This is a genomic window from Alteromonas sp. ABH2_165, from assembly GCF_056159945.1.
Map to the genome: position 1 here is coordinate 105,624 of NZ_JBSWWF010000009.1, position 17,303 is coordinate 122,926.

21 protein-coding genes and 1 tRNA gene are annotated in these 17,303 nt (G+C 46.5%); 14 read left to right on the forward strand and 8 right to left on the reverse strand.

The genetic code is table 11. The annotated features are described in order from the left end of the window. Positions 1-30 precede the first annotated feature (30 nt). Together bfr (ACXAFQ_RS17200) and bfr (ACXAFQ_RS17205) are read left to right on the forward strand one after the other, a co-directional pair. The gene (gene bfr / locus ACXAFQ_RS17200; protein WP_070123721.1) at positions 31-507 is read left to right on the forward strand and encodes a bacterioferritin; all 477 of its coding nucleotides are present in this window, start codon (positions 31-33) and stop codon (positions 505-507) included. Next, positions 507-974 (forward strand): bacterioferritin, encoded by a 468-nt coding sequence (gene bfr / locus ACXAFQ_RS17205; protein WP_474824654.1) that lies wholly within the window; start codon positions 507-509, stop codon positions 972-974. The genes bfr (ACXAFQ_RS17200) and bfr (ACXAFQ_RS17205) overlap by 1 nt, the downstream gene beginning before the upstream one ends. A 44-nt stretch (positions 975-1,018) precedes the next feature. Here bfr (ACXAFQ_RS17205) and ACXAFQ_RS17210 read toward each other — a convergent pair whose 3' ends face one another. Continuing rightward, complete coding sequence (locus ACXAFQ_RS17210) at positions 1,019-1,471, reverse strand: hypothetical protein (protein WP_474824655.1); 453 nt, start codon at positions 1,469-1,471, stop codon at positions 1,019-1,021. A 231-nt stretch (positions 1,472-1,702) separates the two neighbouring features. Between ACXAFQ_RS17210 and ccoN the strand changes: the two genes are divergently transcribed. From ccoN to rssA, 12 genes are all read left to right on the forward strand, one after another. Further along, positions 1,703-3,136, forward strand: coding sequence for a cytochrome-c oxidase, cbb3-type subunit I (gene ccoN, locus ACXAFQ_RS17215; protein ID WP_070123718.1), 1,434 nt, complete (start codon positions 1,703-1,705; stop codon positions 3,134-3,136). Between the two features lie 12 nt (positions 3,137-3,148). Continuing rightward, positions 3,149-3,754: a cytochrome-c oxidase, cbb3-type subunit II gene (gene ccoO / locus ACXAFQ_RS17220; RefSeq protein ID WP_070123717.1), complete on the forward strand. Its 606-nt coding sequence runs from the start codon at positions 3,149-3,151 to the stop codon at positions 3,752-3,754. A 2-nt stretch (positions 3,755-3,756) separates the two neighbouring features. After that, a complete protein-coding gene (locus ACXAFQ_RS17225; RefSeq protein ID WP_070123716.1) occupies positions 3,757-3,930 on the forward strand; it encodes a CcoQ/FixQ family Cbb3-type cytochrome c oxidase assembly chaperone in 174 nt (57 codons plus the stop codon). Between the two features lie 4 nt (positions 3,931-3,934). Beyond that, the gene (gene ccoP, locus ACXAFQ_RS17230; protein ID WP_070123715.1) at positions 3,935-4,894 is read left to right on the forward strand and encodes a cytochrome-c oxidase, cbb3-type subunit III; all 960 of its coding nucleotides are present in this window, start codon (positions 3,935-3,937) and stop codon (positions 4,892-4,894) included. A gap of 144 nt (positions 4,895-5,038) precedes the next feature. Then, a complete protein-coding gene (locus ACXAFQ_RS17235; RefSeq protein WP_474824656.1) occupies positions 5,039-5,518 on the forward strand; it encodes a FixH family protein in 480 nt (159 codons plus the stop codon). Further along, the gene (locus ACXAFQ_RS17240; RefSeq protein WP_474824657.1) at positions 5,515-7,887 is read left to right on the forward strand and encodes a heavy metal translocating P-type ATPase; all 2,373 of its coding nucleotides are present in this window, start codon (positions 5,515-5,517) and stop codon (positions 7,885-7,887) included. The genes ACXAFQ_RS17235 and ACXAFQ_RS17240 overlap by 4 nt, the downstream gene beginning before the upstream one ends. A gap of 5 nt (positions 7,888-7,892) precedes the next feature. Beyond that, positions 7,893-8,084 (forward strand): cbb3-type cytochrome oxidase assembly protein CcoS, encoded by a 192-nt coding sequence (gene ccoS / locus ACXAFQ_RS17245; RefSeq protein ID WP_070123712.1) that lies wholly within the window; start codon positions 7,893-7,895, stop codon positions 8,082-8,084. Next, positions 8,077-8,742 carry a sulfite exporter TauE/SafE family protein gene (locus tag ACXAFQ_RS17250; protein ID WP_474824658.1) on the forward strand — a complete coding sequence of 222 codons (666 nt, stop codon included), beginning with the start codon at positions 8,077-8,079 and terminating at the stop codon, positions 8,740-8,742. The genes ccoS and ACXAFQ_RS17250 overlap by 8 nt, the downstream gene beginning before the upstream one ends. Positions 8,743-8,771: 29 nt before the next feature. Further along, positions 8,772-9,509, forward strand: coding sequence for a fumarate/nitrate reduction transcriptional regulator Fnr (gene fnr / locus ACXAFQ_RS17255; RefSeq protein ID WP_070123710.1), 738 nt, complete (start codon positions 8,772-8,774; stop codon positions 9,507-9,509). Positions 9,510-9,610: 101 nt separating this feature from the next. Next, on the forward strand, positions 9,611-10,531 hold the full coding sequence (gene uspE, locus ACXAFQ_RS17260) for a universal stress protein UspE (protein ID WP_474824659.1): 921 nt from the start codon (positions 9,611-9,613) through the stop codon (positions 10,529-10,531). Positions 10,532-10,626: 95 nt separating this feature from the next. Next, on the forward strand, positions 10,627-11,565 hold the full coding sequence (ttcA, locus tag ACXAFQ_RS17265; protein ID WP_474824660.1) for a tRNA 2-thiocytidine(32) synthetase TtcA: 939 nt from the start codon (positions 10,627-10,629) through the stop codon (positions 11,563-11,565). Between the two features lie 3 nt (positions 11,566-11,568). Continuing rightward, positions 11,569-12,516 (forward strand): patatin-like phospholipase RssA, encoded by a 948-nt coding sequence (rssA, locus tag ACXAFQ_RS17270; protein WP_474824661.1) that lies wholly within the window; start codon positions 11,569-11,571, stop codon positions 12,514-12,516. A gap of 22 nt (positions 12,517-12,538) precedes the next feature. Here rssA and ACXAFQ_RS17275 read toward each other — a convergent pair whose 3' ends face one another. From ACXAFQ_RS17275 to ACXAFQ_RS17305, 7 genes are all read right to left on the reverse strand, one after another. Further along, positions 12,539-13,168, reverse strand: coding sequence for a DUF2987 domain-containing protein (locus ACXAFQ_RS17275; protein ID WP_474824800.1), 630 nt, complete (start codon positions 13,166-13,168; stop codon positions 12,539-12,541). 5 nt (positions 13,169-13,173) lie between these two features. Next, entirely contained in the window at positions 13,174-13,959 is a 786-nt protein-coding gene (locus tag ACXAFQ_RS17280; RefSeq protein ID WP_474824662.1) for a glucosaminidase domain-containing protein, read from the reverse strand. After that, the gene (locus ACXAFQ_RS17285) at positions 13,952-14,701 is read right to left on the reverse strand and encodes a hypothetical protein (protein WP_474824663.1); all 750 of its coding nucleotides are present in this window, start codon (positions 14,699-14,701) and stop codon (positions 13,952-13,954) included. Before ACXAFQ_RS17285 ends, ACXAFQ_RS17280 begins: the two co-directional genes overlap by 8 nt. Positions 14,702-14,758: 57 nt before the next feature. Then, a complete protein-coding gene (locus tag ACXAFQ_RS17290; RefSeq protein WP_474824664.1) occupies positions 14,759-15,397 on the reverse strand; it encodes a LysE family translocator in 639 nt (212 codons plus the stop codon). 3 nt (positions 15,398-15,400) lie between these two features. Next, positions 15,401-16,132 (reverse strand): Sir2 family NAD+-dependent deacetylase, encoded by a 732-nt coding sequence (cobB, locus tag ACXAFQ_RS17295; RefSeq protein ID WP_474824665.1) that lies wholly within the window; start codon positions 16,130-16,132, stop codon positions 15,401-15,403. Between the two features lie 2 nt (positions 16,133-16,134). Further along, positions 16,135-16,968 carry a sulfurtransferase gene (locus ACXAFQ_RS17300; RefSeq protein WP_474824666.1) on the reverse strand — a complete coding sequence of 278 codons (834 nt, stop codon included), beginning with the start codon at positions 16,966-16,968 and terminating at the stop codon, positions 16,135-16,137. A gap of 209 nt (positions 16,969-17,177) precedes the next feature. After that, positions 17,178-17,264 (reverse strand) — tRNA-Leu (locus tag ACXAFQ_RS17305). Between the last annotated feature and the right edge of the window lie 39 nt (positions 17,265-17,303).

Consider the following 17,303-nt stretch of genomic DNA (forward strand, 5'->3'; position numbering starts at 1 on the left):
TGCAGGCAACTCAAATAAGGAATCGTTTTTATGAAAGGTGATAAAAAAGTCATCGCCAAACTCAACGAGGTGCTGACCAGCGAGCTCACCTCCATCAACCAATATTTTTTGCATGCACGCATGTATAAAAATTGGGGGTTCGGCGAACTTAATGAAAAGCTGTACAAGAAATCAATCAAAGACATGAAACAGGCAGATGCGATTATCGAGCGCGTACTGTTTCTTGAAGGACTACCTAACCTACAAGCGCTAGGCAAGCTTTACATTGGTGAAGATACAGTAGAAATGTTGAAGTGCGACAGTCGCTTCCAGCTTGAGCAAATCCCGTTAATTAAAGATGCTATCCAGTTATGTGAAGAGAAGCAGGATTACGTAAGCCGTGATTTGCTTGAAGATATTCTTGAATACGAAGAAGAGCATCTCGACTGGATTGAAACGCAAGAATACCAAATTGACGCCATGGGTATCGAGACCTACCTGCTGAAACAAATTGAGGGAGACGAATAATGAAAGGTAACGCGAGAATTAATGACGCGCTCAATGAGCTGTTGTCTTACGAACTGGCGGCAATGGATCAGTATTTCATTCACTCTCAGATGTATCTGGACTGGGGCCTAAACAAGCTTTACGAACGCATCAACCATGAGTTTGATGACGAAAAAGGCCATGCAACCAAGTTAATTGAACGTATGCTGTTCTTAGAAGGTACGCCGGACATGGTTACGCGCACCGGTTTCAAAGTGGGTCACGATGTGCCTTCTATGTTGGAAAGTGACCTTCGTGTTGAGTACGAAGTCGATGCAAAGCTAAAAGAAGTCATAGCCTTGTGTGAACAAGAGAGCGATTACGTCACTCGTGACATCCTGGTTGAACTGCTGGACGATACAGAAGTTGACCACGCACACTGGTTAGAGCAACAACTTGGCCTTATTAAGCGCTTAGGTCTTCAGCTTTACATGCATTCTCAAATGTAACCCCTTCGCGAAGTTAATCCTTGCATTAAAAATGCCCTGCGATGTCAGGGCATTTTTGTTTCAAAAAACATCACATAGGGTGTCTCTTCATTTTCTACATGGATGAGCATCTTCCAGCGCATTGTCGGCTCTGAACAACTCCCCAGCATAAACCAACCTGACCAATCGCCATTGTCCTGTTGTTCGGCTAGCACGGGAATCTTACCCATATACATGTTTACCCCTTCAATCCAGATACTTTGCACTTGTTTTGAAAGTGGTAACGACAAGTTAACGGTTATCGATTCTTCGACAACCGGTGATTGAGCAAATTCCGCATCAATATTGTCGTTTTTCATTACGATACTGCAATGCAGATTGACAAACTCACACTGATTGCCTAAACCCTTTGTTGGGGTTGGCGTTATGCGAAAGTACTGGGTGCAATAAACGAGAATGGCTATGGCTAATATCAGTGTGGGAACCAGAAGTTTCTTCGCTTTATTTGTTGTAATCATGTGAAAAAAACATCCTATTCTTTCGTGGTTCAATGATACTTTTGACGGAGATCAACCGCGACTAGTTTATGGTATCTTTTTGTTAATAAAAATCTTATTATCCGCCTACCAGCTGACCTGTACAAAAACACCACACTTAATAAAAGGTTCAGTGTTTAGCCTGCAACTTGCATTAAAGCCTAAAAGTGGCAGTTGGAAACCCATTTACCATTGAAGTGGAATATCAATCAAATGAGTGAAATAAGCCAAGCACAACCTGACTACAACTATAAAGTTGTCAGGCAATTTACCATCATGACTATTGTCTGGGGTATTATCGGCATGGGCCTGGGAGCTTTTATTGCAGCACAATTGTTTGCACCCGCCCTCAACTTCGATACACCCTGGTTAACCTTCTCGCGCTTAAGACCGTTACACACGAACGCGGTAATCTTCGCTTTCGGCGGATGTGCGCTGTTTGCTACCTCTTATTACATCGTGCAGCGAACGTCTCAAGTGCGTTTATTCAGCGACAAGCTCGCTGCCTTTACGTTCTGGGGATGGCAGGCGGTTATCGTTGCCGCTGTGGTTACTTTACCGTTCGGTATCACCGCCAGTAAAGAGTATGCTGAATTAGAGTGGCCAATTGATATTTTAATCACCTTGGTATGGCTCGCGTATATCATTAATTTTTTCGGTACCATCATTATTCGAAAAGTGTCGCACATATACGTAGCTAACTGGTTCCTTGGCGCATTCATGCTAACGGTTGCGGTGCTGCATATTGGTAACAGCATGGCGATTCCAGTGTCGTTCACTAAATCTTACTCACTGTATGCAGGTGCAGTGGATGCCATGATGCAATGGTGGTACGGCCACAACGCGGTTGGTTTTTTCCTGACAGCGGGCTTCCTGGGCATGATGTACTACTTCGTGCCAAAACAAGCTGGTCGTCCGGTTTATTCTTACCGACTTTCCATAATTCACTTTTGGGCACTCATTTCACTGTATATCTGGGCGGGTCCGCACCACTTGCATTACACCGCACTACCAGATTGGACTCAGTCTTTGGGTATGGTGATGTCAGTGATCCTGTTTGTTCCCTCCTGGGGCGGCATGATCAACGGTATCATGACCCTATCTGGTGCATGGCATAAACTCCGCACTGACCCCGTTCTGCGTTTCCTCATTGTTTCACTGTCGTTCTACGGTATGTCTACCTTCGAAGGACCAATGATGGCAATCAAAACCGTAAACGCCCTGTCTCACTACACAGACTGGACCATTGGTCACGTACACTCCGGTGCTCTGGGCTGGGTTGCCATGGTATCGATTGGTTCTATTTACCACCTCATCCCAGTACTGTTTGGACAACGGGCCATGTACTCAACCAAGCTGGTTAACGTGCACTTCTGGTTAGCCACCATCGGCGTAGTGCTGTACATCGTCGCCATGTGGATGTCGGGTGTTCTGCAAGGTTTGATGTGGCGTGCAGTTAATGCTGACGGCACGCTAACCTACAGTTTTGTTGAGTCGCTTGAAGCATCCTATCCTTTCTATGTGGTTCGTTTCATCGGTGGTGTGTTCGTGGTAGCCGGTATGCTGGTGATGGCTTATAACACCTGGAAAACGGTACGTGCGCCGAAAGGCAGCATTGCACCTGAGCCAGCAGCGCAAGCAGCATAAGGAGACGTTGTCGTGAAAAATCCACATGAGTTAATTGAAAAGAACGTCGGCCTGTTAACCGTTCTAATTCTTATTGCAATCAGCTTCGGTGCCTTGGTGCAAATCATGCCGCTGATGTTTCAGCAGCAAGTGCTTGAGCCGGTAAAAGGCCTTAAGCCTTATACCGCGCTTCAACTGGAAGGCCGTGATATTTACATTCGTGAAGGATGTGTAGGTTGTCACAGTCAGATGATTCGTCCGTTTCGTGCTGAAACTGAACGTTATGGCCATTACTCAGTCGCCGGTGAATCTGTTTGGGAGCATCCGTTCCTGTGGGGTTCTAAACGTACGGGGCCAGATCTGGCTCGCGTAGGCGGTCGATACAGTGATGAATGGCATCGCGTTCACCTGCTTAATCCTCGTAACGTGGTTCCTGAATCCAATATGCCGGGCTTTCCCTGGCTGGCGGAAAACACCCTGACGGGTGAAGACACGGCCAAGAAAATGGAAGTGTTCCGCGGATTCGGTGTGCCTTATACCGATGAAGATATTGCTGGTGCACAAGACGCAGTTAAGGGCAAAACAGAAATGCAGGCTCTTATTGCATACCTTCAATCCCTCGGCACATATCTGAATTGATTATGGATCAGGGAATTGCAGGCAGCATATTTACTGTCGTCGTGTTTGTATCCTTTGTTGGCGTAGTTTGGTGGGCATTTAACGGTCGAAATAAGCAAAGATTCGACGAAGCCGCCAACCTACCGTTTGCTGACGAAGAAAAAGAAGAATCGCAAAAAAATAAGCAGGAGTCTTGAACTCATGACCACGTTTTGGACAATATGGATTTCAGTGATAACACTGGGTCTCATCATCGGATGCTTCTTCCTGTTGCGTTGGGCGCTGGCCAACAAAACAGGCGTGCCTGAAGGTGAGTCTATGGGCCACGCTTTCGATGGAATTGAAGAGATTAACAATCAACTCCCTCGTTGGTGGACCATCCTTTTTTACATCACAATTGTGTGGGGTTTTATTTATCTGGCGTTGTACCCTGGTTTGGGCGCGTATCAGGGGCTCTTAGGCTGGAAAAGCTCCAACCAAGGTGTACTTTCTTTAGAAGAATCGGCGCAAGCGCGCGCAGATGCCAAAGAAGAAGGGTTGCTGGTTGAGTACGACCGTGAACTCGATAAAGCCGCCGACGTTTACGACCCCATTTTTGAAGAGTATGCCAAAGTGCCGGTTGAAGAACTGGTTAACGATCCGGAAGCGGTAAAAATAGGTCAGCGTCTGTTTTTACAAAACTGTGCGCAGTGTCACGGCTCCGACGCCCGCGGTGCGAACGTTGGCTTCCCTAATCTCACCGATGACGACTGGTTATATGGTGGCAGTGGTGCGAAGATCAAAGAAACACTGATGCTTGGCCGTCGCCCTATCATGCCCGCCTGGATTGACGCCATGGGCGAACAAGGTATCAAAGAAACGGTTGCCTATGTGCTTAGTTTAAGTGGCCGCGAGCAAGAACCTGAAATGACCGCACTTATCGATGCTGGTAAGGCACGTTTCATGGTGTGTGCAGCTTGTCACGGTATGGACGGTAAAGGGAACCAAATGCTCGGTGCACCGAACCTGACAGACAATGTGTGGTTGTATGGCTCCACTGAGCAATCCGTTACTGACACCCTGACTTATGGGCGTAACGGCGTGATGCCTTCATTCAAGAAAACCTTGGGTGACGATAAAATTCACGTTGTAGCAACTTATGTATACAGCTTGTCTCATTAAACGCTGACAGCACACCAAAAGCCCCGTGTTTGCGGGGCTTTTTTGTGGGAGAATGGGAAAAATATTGATAGAAATCATAAAACAACCGTGGTTAATCCTTTAGTCTTGGCGCTCATTCCGGGCATTAATTGAATGTGAAGTGTTATGCATACTCCCTGGTACAAACAGTTCTGGCCGTGGTTCCTTATCGCCGTGCCGGTTATCACCGTCATCATGAGTGGTTTTCTCATCCATTTTGCAACGTCTACACAAGATACGCTGGTCATCGATGATTACTACAAAGAAGGTAAAGCCATCAATGCAAGGCTCGATAAAGTCGAAGCAGCGCGCCGACTGAATATCACCACCGATTTAATGGTAGAAGACAACCGGGTTTCAGTGAAATTTCATTCAGGTATACCGCAGGAAGGTACGGCGCTCAAAATTGCGTTTTATCATGTTACCCTGGCTGAACGGGATACCGAACTCCTCTTAACCCGGGATGCCTCGGGTGTGTATCGGGGAACCACTGAAGCCGTACTCGACGGAAAGTGGCGAATCAGCCTTACCCCAATCGATGAAGCCTGGAAGATTCAAAATACCGTACTATTGCCTCAATCTCAGAAAATCGCCTTTAATCCGTGAGTACTGAATCTTGCTATCACTGTGGGGAACCGAACGACCACCGTCAGCTTTTCTCCACAATTGTCCTTGGTGAGCCCAGACAATTTTGCTGTCCGGGTTGTTTAGCTGTCGCCGAAGCCATTGTTGATAACGGCCTGGAAGATTACTATCAATTTCGTACCGAGCCCGCCGCGAAAGGCACTACTTCACCTGAAAGTGCACTGGATAAATTAGTACTTTATGACGAACCGGCACTCCAGGAAGAATTTGTCTACGACGAAGGTAAGCACAAGCAAATAGAATTTACTCTCGAAGGCATTACCTGTGCCGCCTGCGGCTGGCTAATTGAAAAGCAGTTATCAAAGGTAAGCGGTATAAAACAAATCGCAGTTAATGTGGCGCAACGGCGGGCCGTCGTGACCTGGGAGCCCGATACACTATCGCTAAGCCAAATTATGGCATCACTTCAGCGTATTGGTTACCCAGCATTACCTTTTCAGCCCGACCAACATGAAGCCACTTACAAAGCTGAAGATAAGCAATTCCTGAAAAAGCTGGGGTTAGCTGGCCTGATGACCATGCAAGTTATGATGCTTGCCGCCGCGCTGTATTTTGATCTTCTGGATGCAATGGATGCACAAACGGTGTCTTACTTTCACTGGATTGCGTTAGTGCTTACCACTCCCGTCGTATTTTATTCAGGCAGTACGTTTTATCTGGGGGCACTGAAAGCGCTAGCGGCCCGCAGCGTGAATATGGATGTACCCATCACCATTGCGGTGTTCGCTACGTATTTGTCTGGCACCTGGGCAACCATTTCCGGTGGCGGCGATGTATTTTTCGAAAGCATCTGCATGTTTATCTTTCTGCTTTTGCTCAGTCGGTTTCTCGAACACCGAAGCCGTCATCGAGCGGCGCAAATCTCTGCCAATATGCTGCAATACATACCGGTTACGGCGAATAAACTGAACGCCGACGGCACATTGGTGCAAAGCCTTGCCAAAGCGTTAAAAATTAACGATACCGTGGTGATAAAAGCCGGAGAGACGGTGCCTGTCGACGGCATCATTGTGGATGGCAGCAGCGAATTTGATGAATCTATGCTTACGGGTGAGTTCAACCCGAGCAGAAAAACCGTCGGCGACACGATTTTTGGTGGTACCAATAATCTCAATAACAGCGTAACAATACACGTTACGCAAACGCTCAAACATGCGCTGGTTAACCAAATTATCCGCCTGCAAAGTGTTGCTATGGCTTCAAAACCCAAGGTCGCGCAGTTAGCGGATAGATTTTCCAGCTTGTTTGTATCGTTGGTACTTTTCATTGCAGCGCTGACCTTCGTTTACTGGTACTGGCAGGACGATCCGCGTGCATTCTGGATCACGATTTCCGTATTGGTTGCAACCTGCCCTTGCGCGCTTGGGTTAGCAACCCCCACTGCACTTACCTGCGCCATGGCGACGCTTAACAAGCAGGGAATATTGCTGAAGCGAGCCGATGCCCTAGAGCAACTCGCCAGTATTACAACCGTTGTGATGGACAAAACCGGCACACTGACAGAGGGTCGTTTTGCCATCACCGAATGCTGGTTTGCTGATAAAGAACAACAAGACATTATCATGCACGTGATGGCGTCGTTGGAATCCCGTTCAGAGCACCCTATCGCCGCCGCATTTAGCGCAGACGATCTTGCTCCGGTAACGAATGTGACGATAACGGCGGGTAAAGGAATCGAAGGCGATATACATGGCCAATGTTACAAAGCGGGCTCAGCACGTTTTACAGCCTGCGATAAGTTAGAAATTCCGATAATCGCTAATGTATACCTTGTGTCGAATGATAAATGCCTTGCCGCATTCAGAGTGACTGATCAAATAAAATCGGATGCTGAAGACGTTCTAAGCGCGTTCTCGAACTACAAAAAAGTGTTGTTGAGCGGTGATATCCAGCAAAACGTAGACGACATTGCCGCGCAATTACACATCGATGAAGCCATAGGTGGAAACAGTCCAGAAGATAAGCTCAATGTTGTACATGCGCGCCAGGCAGCTAATGAGCACATTTTGATGATGGGAGATGGAATCAATGATGCGCCAGTACTGGCTGCCGCGGATGTTTCGGTGGCGGTTGGCAATGCTACAGACATTGCCAGAAGCGCCGCTGATGTGATTTTCCTCAATGAGAAGCTTACGTTGATGCGTCATTTGTTGAGCATGGCGAGCCGGGTGAAACGTGTAATCCGCCAGAATATGGCGTGGGCCATTGGCTATAACCTGATTGTATTACCCTTTGCAGTCAGTGGCATTTTAACGCCCTGGATGGCCGTTATTGGCATGAGCCTCAGCAGCATTATTGTGGTGACTAATTCTACCAAACTGTTAAAGTAATTCTTATGAGTATAATTTATGTACTAATTCCGCTGGCCATTATCATTGTGGCTATTGCTATCGGGGTATTCTTTTGGGCTGTGAAATCTAATCAGTTCGAGGATCTCGATCGTCAGGGGTACAGCATACTCTTTGACGATGACCTGTCGCCCGAAGAGAAAAAACTCGCTGAAGAACGAAAGAAACTGAATGAGTGAGTTTTCTTTTCTATCGGCCTTTTTGGTTGGTATTGCCGGTGGTGTCCATTGCATTGGCATGTGTGGTGGCGTTTCAATTGCGCTTTCTGGCGCAATTCCCAGAAATGCCAATGGCTTTCCTTATGCACTGGCCTACAACTTTGGTCGCATTACCAGTTATATTCTGGCTGGTGCAATTACGGGGGCAGTTGCGCAAATCGCCAAAAAGTACCTGCCATTATCGGGGCCGATCCTCGCTATTCTAAGTGGAATCATGCTGTTATCTATGGCGTGTTATCTTGGCAATTGGTGGAGAGGCATTACTCATATTGAGAAGCTAGGCAGTCATTTATGGAAATCTATACAGCCAACCGCTAAACGTTTTTTACCTTTCAGGTCTCCTCTCTCCGCTATTCCTTATGGTATGATTTGGGGGTGGTTACCGTGTGGGCTGGTTTATTCCACTCTCACCTGGGCATTAGCGTCTGGTACAGCCTTTTCTGGCGCGGTGATCATGGCGGGATTTGGATTAGGTACACTTCCCGCGTTACTTGCCACCTGGGCAGGAGCGAACTGGGTCCTAAAAGGGTTCAGACAGCCGATGGTACGGCAACTAATCGCATTGAGTCTGCTGATATACGCGCTTTATATTTTATGGCGGGCAGTCAGTAGTTTTTAAAAGCAGTTACGTAAAAATGGTAAGTAAGCATGCAAAAGCGTTCGGATTTCTCTATCCACTGTCAAAACTGCAGTTTTAGTCACTTATGTCTTCCAGTTGCTTTAAACAAAACTGAAATTGAATCGCTGGACGATATCGTTGAACGAAAAAAGCCGCTTCATAAACATGACACCTTGGTTGAAGCGGGTGATAAATTCACGTCCTTGTACGCTGTACGTGCTGGCTCTTTCAAATCATTTGTGACCGACAGAGAAGGTGAAGAGCAAATTATTAGTTTCCACTTTCCGGGTGACATTATCGGTTTCGATGGATTACGCGACGATACGCATCAGAGTTATACCCAGGCGCTGGAAACGGCCATGGTTTGTGAACTTCCCTATGCCACGCTGGAAAAGATGTCAGAACAGTTTCCTAAGTTGCGAAACCAGGTCATGCGCTTTATGAGTGCTGAAATCAAGCAAGATCATCAAATGATGATGTTATTGAATAAACGCACCGCAGAAGAGCGATTGATTTACTTTATTGCTCACCTTTCTGGTCGTTTTGAAGAGCGCGGTTTCTCACATCGCCAGTTTAATCTAAGTATGACTAGAAACGAAATTGGTAATTATCTTGGCCTGACGGTAGAAACCATCAGCCGCTTGCTAACCCGTTTCCAGAAAGAAGGGATCATAAAAGTCGACGGCAAGCTGATCACCATTTTGGATTTTGAGGGCATGGATAAGCGTTTACACTCTATGGATATCCCCACTACCTGCGTTGACTGATATCCGAACAGTCTATTGATCTGAAACAACGTCTCTCCTGGGAGGTTTACTATACTAAAGATGTAAGCCGTATCGCAGTCCATAGACTAAGGAGGGACGTCATGATCACTTACAACCGCATTCTCGCCGTTGTCCAACCGGACAAATCCGAACAGCCCGCCCTTTCAAGAGCCATTGAAATAGCAAATAAAACCGGTGCTGAAGTCCATGCATTGCTGGTTGTTTATGACTTTTCTTACGACATGACCACCATGCTCACACGCGCTGAGCGAGAGGCAATGCGAAAAGCGGTAACCAATGATCGCAAGCAATGGGCTGAAAATACATTCAGTCACTATGACGGATGCCCGGTAAAAGTGTCTGTCGTCTGGAATGACAAAAGATACGAAGCCATTATTCGCTTTGCGGTAGAACAAAATATTGATCTTGTAGTTAAGTCAACCCGGCAGCATCACGAACTCAGCACCGTCATTTTCACACCCACAGATTGGAACTTACTCCGTAAGTGCCCCACCCCAGTGTTGCTGGTAAAAGACCATGTGTGGCCAGAAAATGGCACTGTGGTTGCAGCAGTCAATGTAGGTACTGAAGATAAAGAACATGCCGAACTGAATAACAAGATTACGGTTGTCGCCACCGACTATGCCAACATGCTAAGTGGTCAGGTGCATTTGGCAAATGCTTACCCGTCTACACCGTTGAATATTGCCATTGAAATCCCGGATTTTAACGCCCAAACCTATCAAAATTCCGTTAGGGATCATCATCTTAAAGAAATGGAAGCCCACAGTGCAAAATACGGTATTGGTATTGCCAACTGTCACGTTATTGAAGGCCTGCCAGAAAAAGCGGTATCACGCATCAGTGAACAGTTAAATGCTGAGCTGGTGGTTATTGGCACGGTTGGCCGCACCGGATTATCTGCAGCGTTCATTGGCAACACGGCTGAACACGTACTCGACAGCTTAAATTGTGATGTCCTCGCTATTAAGCCCGACGGATTTGTCTCGCCTATCAGGTAAGGTATTCACGCTGCCGCACGACTCTCTATGGCGGCAGCGCCCTTCGTTTTGTATAATGCCACTTTTATTTTTCCCATCGTCAATTCTGAAGTGTCATGAATCAATTAACATCAGCCGAATCCGGTACATCGAGCCACAGCGCCGAAAGCAAACAGAAGTACAATTTCAATAAGTTGCAGAAGCGCTTGCGTCGTAACGTGGGTAAAGCCATTGATGACTTCAAGATGATTGAAGACGGAGATAAAGTCATGGTGTGTCTGTCAGGGGGTAAAGACAGCTACACCATGTTAGACATTCTCCTTTTTTTACGAAAAATTGCGCCGATCCACTTTGATATCGTGGCGGTGAATCTTGACCAAAAGCAACCCGGCTTTCCTGAGCACGTTTTACCGGAATACCTGGCATCACTGGGCATCGATTATAAAATCGTAGAAGAAGACACCTACTCCATTGTGAAAGATAAGATCCCTGAGGGTAAAACGACCTGTTCTCTGTGCTCGCGGCTGCGCCGTGGCATACTCTATCGCACTGCCAAAGAATTAGGCGCAACCAAAATCGCATTGGGGCATCATCGTGACGACATGTTGGAAACTTTGTTTTTGAATATGTTCCATGGTGGAAAACTCAAAGCCATGCCACCGAAGCTTGTTAGCGATAATGGCGAACATATTGTTATCCGTCCTCTTGCCTATTGCAGTGAAAAAGACATTCAGAAATACTCAGACGCAGCATCATTCCCAATCATTCCCTGTAATCTCTGTGGTTCGCAAGAAAACCTACAAAGACAGAACATTAAAATGATGCTTCAAGACTGGAATAAACGTTTTCCTGGCAGAATTGAATCCATGTTCAGGGCGATTCAGAACGTTGCGCCGTCTCACCTGGCCGATAAAAACCTGTATGATTTCGCAGCTATTCAGACAACAGGTGCGCCTGTTGCCGATGGTGATACCGCATTTGATGCGCCTGAATTTAAAGACGAGCTGGCAGAAGAAAATCGTTCAGACGTGCAAATTGTCAACCTGGCGGATTAACACATGAAAATAGGACTTGCCCTGGGTGCTGGCGCGGCCAGAGGATGGACACACATTGGCATCATTCAAGCGCTGGAAAAGCTGGGTGTAAAGATTGATGTGGTTGCAGGATGCTCCATCGGTGCCTATGTGGGCGCGGCCTATGCCAGTGGTAAACTAGAGCCACTCAAAGAATGGGCTTGCTCGCTGACTGAATGGCAGATTTTAGCCTTAATGGGAGTTGGCATTCGAAAAGGTGGTATTGCCAGCGGTGAAAAGGTATTTACCAAACTCGCTGACGAATTTTGTGCCCCGACCTTTGAAGAAATGCAAAAACCGTTCGCGTGTGTCGCGACGGATTTATATTCCGGTCGTGAGGTTATGTTCTCTCAAGGGCCGTTAGATAAATGCGTACAGGCGTCGTGTGCCATCCCGGCTTTGTTCAGTCCGGTGTCTTATCAGGATCGCTGGCTGGTGGATGGTGCTGTAGTGAATCCGGTTCCAGTAAATCTTTGTCGACAGTTGGGCGCTGATTTTGTTATCGCGGTCAATCTGAACGCAGACTTTAAACCACAACGGCTCGATAAGCCTGCCGAAGAACATGAGAAACTGCAGAAGAAAAATGATGATTTCTTCTCTAAAAGTACCAGCATGGTGAAGCAGTGGTTTTCTCACGACGAGAAAGAGACTGCGCCTCAGCCACCAAGTATTTTGGGTGTGATGACCAGTTCTCTTGAGATCTTACAGGCAAGAGTGACCCGCTCACGCCTCGCTGGCGATCCACCCGATGTTCTCATCGAACCTTATCTTTCCGATGTGGGATTGATGGAGTTTCATCGTGCAGAAGAGTTGTGTCAGGAAGGCGAACGAACTGTTGCCCGGCTTGCAGAGCAGATAAAGTATCAGCTTGTCATTGAAAGCAAAGAAATCGAAGTAGAAGATCTTGATAATATTGAGAACGCCGAACAATAAGGTTTGGCGTTATTAATACTGCTTATTTTGTTGCTTTTGCCGTAATTCGAAACGGCTTTTCGGGCAGAACTAATCCTTTACTGCTCTCAATCCATTCGGCTGACAGCATTTGTGTTCCCATATTGATGTTCGGTGCATCTTTCACCGGCATACTAATATTGTCATCAGCGAACTGGATATTTAGTCCATCTACAGTTGGCATCATAAAAGACAAGAAACTGCCCATTTCATTGAAAAAAGAACGGTATTGTTCAAGCAAATACGTCAACTCTTCTTTGCTATAGCGCGTCTTCAAATATGCGGTCTTTGTTTCAAGCTGTACAGACATATCACATAAATTGGCGGCCTCAGCCAAATCGATTTCGACAAAGGCTTCAGCCATTTTTAACACTTTTTCCGATGGTACCGTGAAACGATATTCCTCAGAAACCTCAAGTGGCAGTGTCTGTTTATCGGTAACAATCTTCGCGTTATTTATTTCGCACAAGCGCCCTTCACCCACACGCTGAAAACCAAATGCAAACTGCAATGCTTGCGTGTCTTCGCCGTCGAGCTTTTTAACATGACTATAAAACCGACTATATTCAACCTGAATGACTTCGGCGTAAACATTACCTGCAAAGAGCAGCACTAATGCTGCAGACAACACCATTTTCACTACATGTAATCCCTGTTGTAACGAATCATAGCCTGTAGCTCCTCTACGTAAGCTATGCCCCGCTCTGAGTAATTCATCAGCCCTTCGGCTAACGCGACACCTGTCACTGGTAATTGATTCGATCTGAGTGTACTTCGAATAGTACGCAGCTCTTTATAGGCATTGTGACGATTAATATTGCGCATGTAGGTATAGGTAGCCTTTGATAAATTAGGGAACTTGGCTACCTCGTGATCAGCCCCTTCAGTACGGCGTGCCGGGACAAATCCACAGCCTTTACGAAAACACCAGAGACCAAAAAAATTATAACCTTTGCGTGCAAAACGGCTGGTTCCCCAAGCCGATTCATTCGCTGCCTGAGCCAGTACCAGCGACACCGGTAATATATCAACCCGACGCAAGAGCGTCTGTAATTGATCATCAATTTCAGCATCTTCATCAACTTTATACTCATTAACCAACCAGGCAACCCGTTCTTGATCGTCTTCAGTTAACGTTTCGCCCAATGAAATTTGACGCTGGAGAGTTTGAATGTAGTGACGTAACGAAAGTAGGTACTCGTTTTGCTTTTCTACTTCAGGACGAAGATAATTGAAAAAGGCTTCTTTCTTTTCCTGTACGTTTTCGATATCTATGAAGTCAGGTACAGGCTCATCGGCCTGTTCGGTGATAGGAATATCAAGAATATCAGGCTCTCTAGACGACATGATCCAGGCGTTAATCACGATAACCAGTAAAATGGCAACGGTAATTAACACAATATTCATGGTTTCTCTTTTATGCATCGAAAGTCGACTCCTGTCTATCACCCGTCAATGCCTGTTGGTCTTCTGCTGTATCAAAAATGGTTGTGTAAAGCAGTCCGGTTACCACGAAGTACAGTGGCATGATCACCAAAAAACCCAGGCCAAAAGTAAAAATACTCAGCAGAAACAATACGAGAAAAATCACAAAAAGAACAATAAATGATAACAAATATTGATTAACTGCCCGGCAGGAAGCCATTACAGCCTGAAGCACGCCCATCTTTTTATCGGCAATAAGAGGCAGTGTGAACGTAGAGGCAACAAAAACGTAAAGCCCGGGAATGATTAATACGGCCAAACCGAGCTGTACCAGTACAGAAATAAGCAGTTGAGCGAGTGCTAAGGGCAATACCCAGGATACAAATTTAAAGATATCCGTCATGGTGACTTTTTGCCGTCTAGCGATGTTAATTCCCATCACCGAAAGTCCCGCTGATAGCGGCGCCACAATAATGATCATCGCAATATCAAGAATACCTTGCTGCTGTGCAGGCATCCCCGTGAGTTCTTCTAGGGGAAAACTATTGGCAATGAGTAAGGCAAACGCGAGCACAGTAAAAACGATCACCGAACTGGCAGAGATGAGCGGCCAGATGTTCGCTTTTAACAAAGCAATGGCAACCCGGGAAATCTGTTTGAAATCGAACTGCCCTTTTTCTTTAATGATTTTATAGCGATCGTTTAAAGCAGTATTAAATGGAGGTTTGTTTGATGCAGACACGAGACACTTCTTAATATTTTGATGGGCGGATTATACCGCAAGAGGCCGATTTGCCTACTAAAGCAGGACAAGTTTCATGGCCAAGCCGACGAGCAGTACGCCCATGGTACGGTCGAGCCAATAGCCCTTTTCACCGATAATTCTGGCAACACGACTGGTACTTAACAACCATGACAGCATACAAAACCACGCTGCCGTTGCCGCAGACAAATAAATGCCATATCCCAGTTTTATCATAACGGGGGTTTGAGGATTAATAATGACGGTGAAGAGCGAAAGAAAAAACAAGGTCGCTTTCGGATTCAGCCCGTTTGTCAAAAACCCGATTCGAAACGCTTTTGCTGCGGAAATATCTGGCGATGCAGCTTTATTCCTAGGATTCCCCGTTGGCGACGTTTTATCAGGCGGGCCGCTACGAAGAGCGCCTATAGCCAAATACAACAAATACGCTGCAGCTAAATAAGTAAAGGCACGATACAGCCAGGGTGTTGTGGTTAATAATACGCTTACGCCAATTAGGGAATAGGCAACATGAACAAGAATGGCAAGCCCTATTCCCACACTGGTAACCATGGCAATACGGCGACCATAAGTAACACTATGCCGAACAACAACCGCAAAATCCGGACCCGGACTTGCTACCGCGACTAAGTGTACCAGCGCGATAGTGATAAATTCTTCTAGATAGGGAAACATAAACTACAGGGTGGCGGCTAGAGATAACTCTTCAAGCAAACTCTCAACAAAATTCGGAACCACTTTAGACGCTGGACCATGATAGGACTCGTCGAACATATCGAAGCCGTCGCTCGGTTCAAGGTTTAACTCTACCGTGCGTGCACCGCTGTCTTTTGCTACCTGAACGAACCCCGCTGCCGGATAAACCTGCCCCGATGTACCAATAGAAATAAACAAATCGGCTTTTGTGAGAGCGAGGATGATGTCGTCCATTTTAAGCGGCATTTCGCCAAACCAAACGATATCGGGCCGTAATACGCCAGAGGGCTTGCAGCATGGGCACGGTGTCGTTTCGTCGAAGGATGCTTCCCAACGGTGACTTTCACCAGAGTTAATACACCTGGCTGACAATAATTTCCCATGCATGTGGATCATGCGCTGACTACCCGCCCGTTCATGTAAGTCATCAACGTTCTGGGTTACCAACAGAAAATCTTTGCCAATTTGCTTTTCTAACCGTGCAAGTGCTTCATGAGCTGCATTGGGAACAACGGAAGGCTCCTGAAGTTGTGCTCTGCGTGCATTGTAAAACTTGTAGACCAGTTCCGGATTCGCTGCGTAAGCTTCAGGCGTGGCAACATCTTCAACCTTATGGTTTTCCCAAAGGCCATTGCTGTCACGGAAGGTTCGTAATCCTGACTCAGCAGAGATACCTGCACCGGTTAACACTACAACCCGTGGCTTATTACCCATCCTTATACCTCCACAGGAAAGTGTGAATTTGCGCCCCATTCTGACCAGGCGCCATCGTAAACACGAACATCAGTGGCACCACATAGTAATGCAGCCACACCAATAACGCATGCGGTTACACCTGAACCGCAGCTACAAATAATTGGTTTATCAAGGCTAATCTGAGTTTCAGCAAACAGTGCTTCTAACGCCGACACCTCTTTAAATTTACCATTCTCAAGTACAGACTGGAATGGCAGATTATATGAACCGGGAATATGCCCACGTCGAACGCCAGCTCTGGGTTCGTCGACGTTGCCATGAAAACGTACTGCACTGCGCGCATCAACAATTTGTGTTTCAGTGTTAATTGCCGCAAAAACGTGTTCTGCATTCGCAAACCAGGCTTTGGCTGGCACAATGGCTTGATAATTACTCGTACTGTGCTGGGGCGAAACATGCTTTGATTCTGAGAACCCGGAGGCTTCCCAGGCAGGCCAGCCGCCATTGAGTAGTCTCACGTTCTGATGGCCCAACGCTTTCATCATCCACCACAATCTTGGCGCGCTAAAAATACCCCGGTTGTCATAAATGACTACGTCGGAATTATTGTTTAACCCCAACTGACTCAACAAACTCGAAAAAGCGTCTGCCGATAAATTTGTATGTGGTAGTCCGCTGCTGTGGTCGCTCCCTTCGGCATCGATATCGACATCAATGGTGCCGGGAAGAAGTTGGGAGTCTCTGATATCTGCCGTTCCGTTAATCGGATCGGACATCAACGCGCGGAGTATAGTAATTGGTTGTTCAGATAACTGCTGCTGTAAATTTGCTGCCGACACCAATATTTGATTCATTCAGACCCTTCTCAGAACGGCTGTACACAAAACTGCACGATTTCCACACTATACGAAGATTCATCCTAAAAATACAGCCAATTATCGTCAAAAAAGCGAAAAATATAGCGGATGTTGCTTGTAAGACACTGAAAATATGATTTTTCCCATGACTTAAACAAGTGTAAAATATGTACAGAAATATCAGGATTAGATTTAGGTAAGATAAATGGTGCCCGGGGCCGGACTTGAACCGGCACGCTGTTACCAGCGAGGGATTTTAAATCCCTTGTGTCTACCAATTTCACCACCCGGGCATTGGGTTGTCGCTAGGACAGGTACAGGTTGGACCCTGC

Coding starts and splice junctions, on each gene's coding strand:
- rssA (WP_474824661.1), top strand. CDS start 11,569: ATGAAAATAGGACTTGCCCTGGGTGCTGGCGCGGCCAGAGGATGGACA.
- bfr (WP_474824654.1), top strand. CDS start 507: ATGAAAGGTAACGCGAGAATTAATGACGCGCTCAATGAGCTGTTGTCT.
- ACXAFQ_RS17225 (WP_070123716.1), top strand. CDS start 3,757: ATGGATCAGGGAATTGCAGGCAGCATATTTACTGTCGTCGTGTTTGTA.
- ccoN (WP_070123718.1), top strand. CDS start 1,703: ATGAGTGAAATAAGCCAAGCACAACCTGACTACAACTATAAAGTTGTC.
- ACXAFQ_RS17275 (WP_474824800.1), bottom strand. CDS start 13,168: ATGGTGTTGTCTGCAGCATTAGTGCTGCTCTTTGCAGGTAATGTTTAC.
- ACXAFQ_RS17210 (WP_474824655.1), bottom strand. CDS start 1,471: ATGATTACAACAAATAAAGCGAAGAAACTTCTGGTTCCCACACTGATA.
- ttcA (WP_474824660.1), top strand. CDS start 10,627: ATGAATCAATTAACATCAGCCGAATCCGGTACATCGAGCCACAGCGCC.
- ACXAFQ_RS17235 (WP_474824656.1), top strand. CDS start 5,039: ATGCATACTCCCTGGTACAAACAGTTCTGGCCGTGGTTCCTTATCGCC.
- ccoS (WP_070123712.1), top strand. CDS start 7,893: ATGAGTATAATTTATGTACTAATTCCGCTGGCCATTATCATTGTGGCT.
- ccoP (WP_070123715.1), top strand. CDS start 3,935: ATGACCACGTTTTGGACAATATGGATTTCAGTGATAACACTGGGTCTC.
- bfr (WP_070123721.1), top strand. CDS start 31: ATGAAAGGTGATAAAAAAGTCATCGCCAAACTCAACGAGGTGCTGACC.
- fnr (WP_070123710.1), top strand. CDS start 8,772: ATGCAAAAGCGTTCGGATTTCTCTATCCACTGTCAAAACTGCAGTTTT.
- ACXAFQ_RS17280 (WP_474824662.1), bottom strand. CDS start 13,959: ATGCATAAAAGAGAAACCATGAATATTGTGTTAATTACCGTTGCCATT.
- ACXAFQ_RS17250 (WP_474824658.1), top strand. CDS start 8,077: ATGAGTGAGTTTTCTTTTCTATCGGCCTTTTTGGTTGGTATTGCCGGT.
- uspE (WP_474824659.1), top strand. CDS start 9,611: ATGATCACTTACAACCGCATTCTCGCCGTTGTCCAACCGGACAAATCC.
- cobB (WP_474824665.1), bottom strand. CDS start 16,132: ATGGGTAATAAGCCACGGGTTGTAGTGTTAACCGGTGCAGGTATCTCT.
- ACXAFQ_RS17290 (WP_474824664.1), bottom strand. CDS start 15,397: ATGTTTCCCTATCTAGAAGAATTTATCACTATCGCGCTGGTACACTTA.
- ACXAFQ_RS17300 (WP_474824666.1), bottom strand. CDS start 16,968: ATGAATCAAATATTGGTGTCGGCAGCAAATTTACAGCAGCAGTTATCT.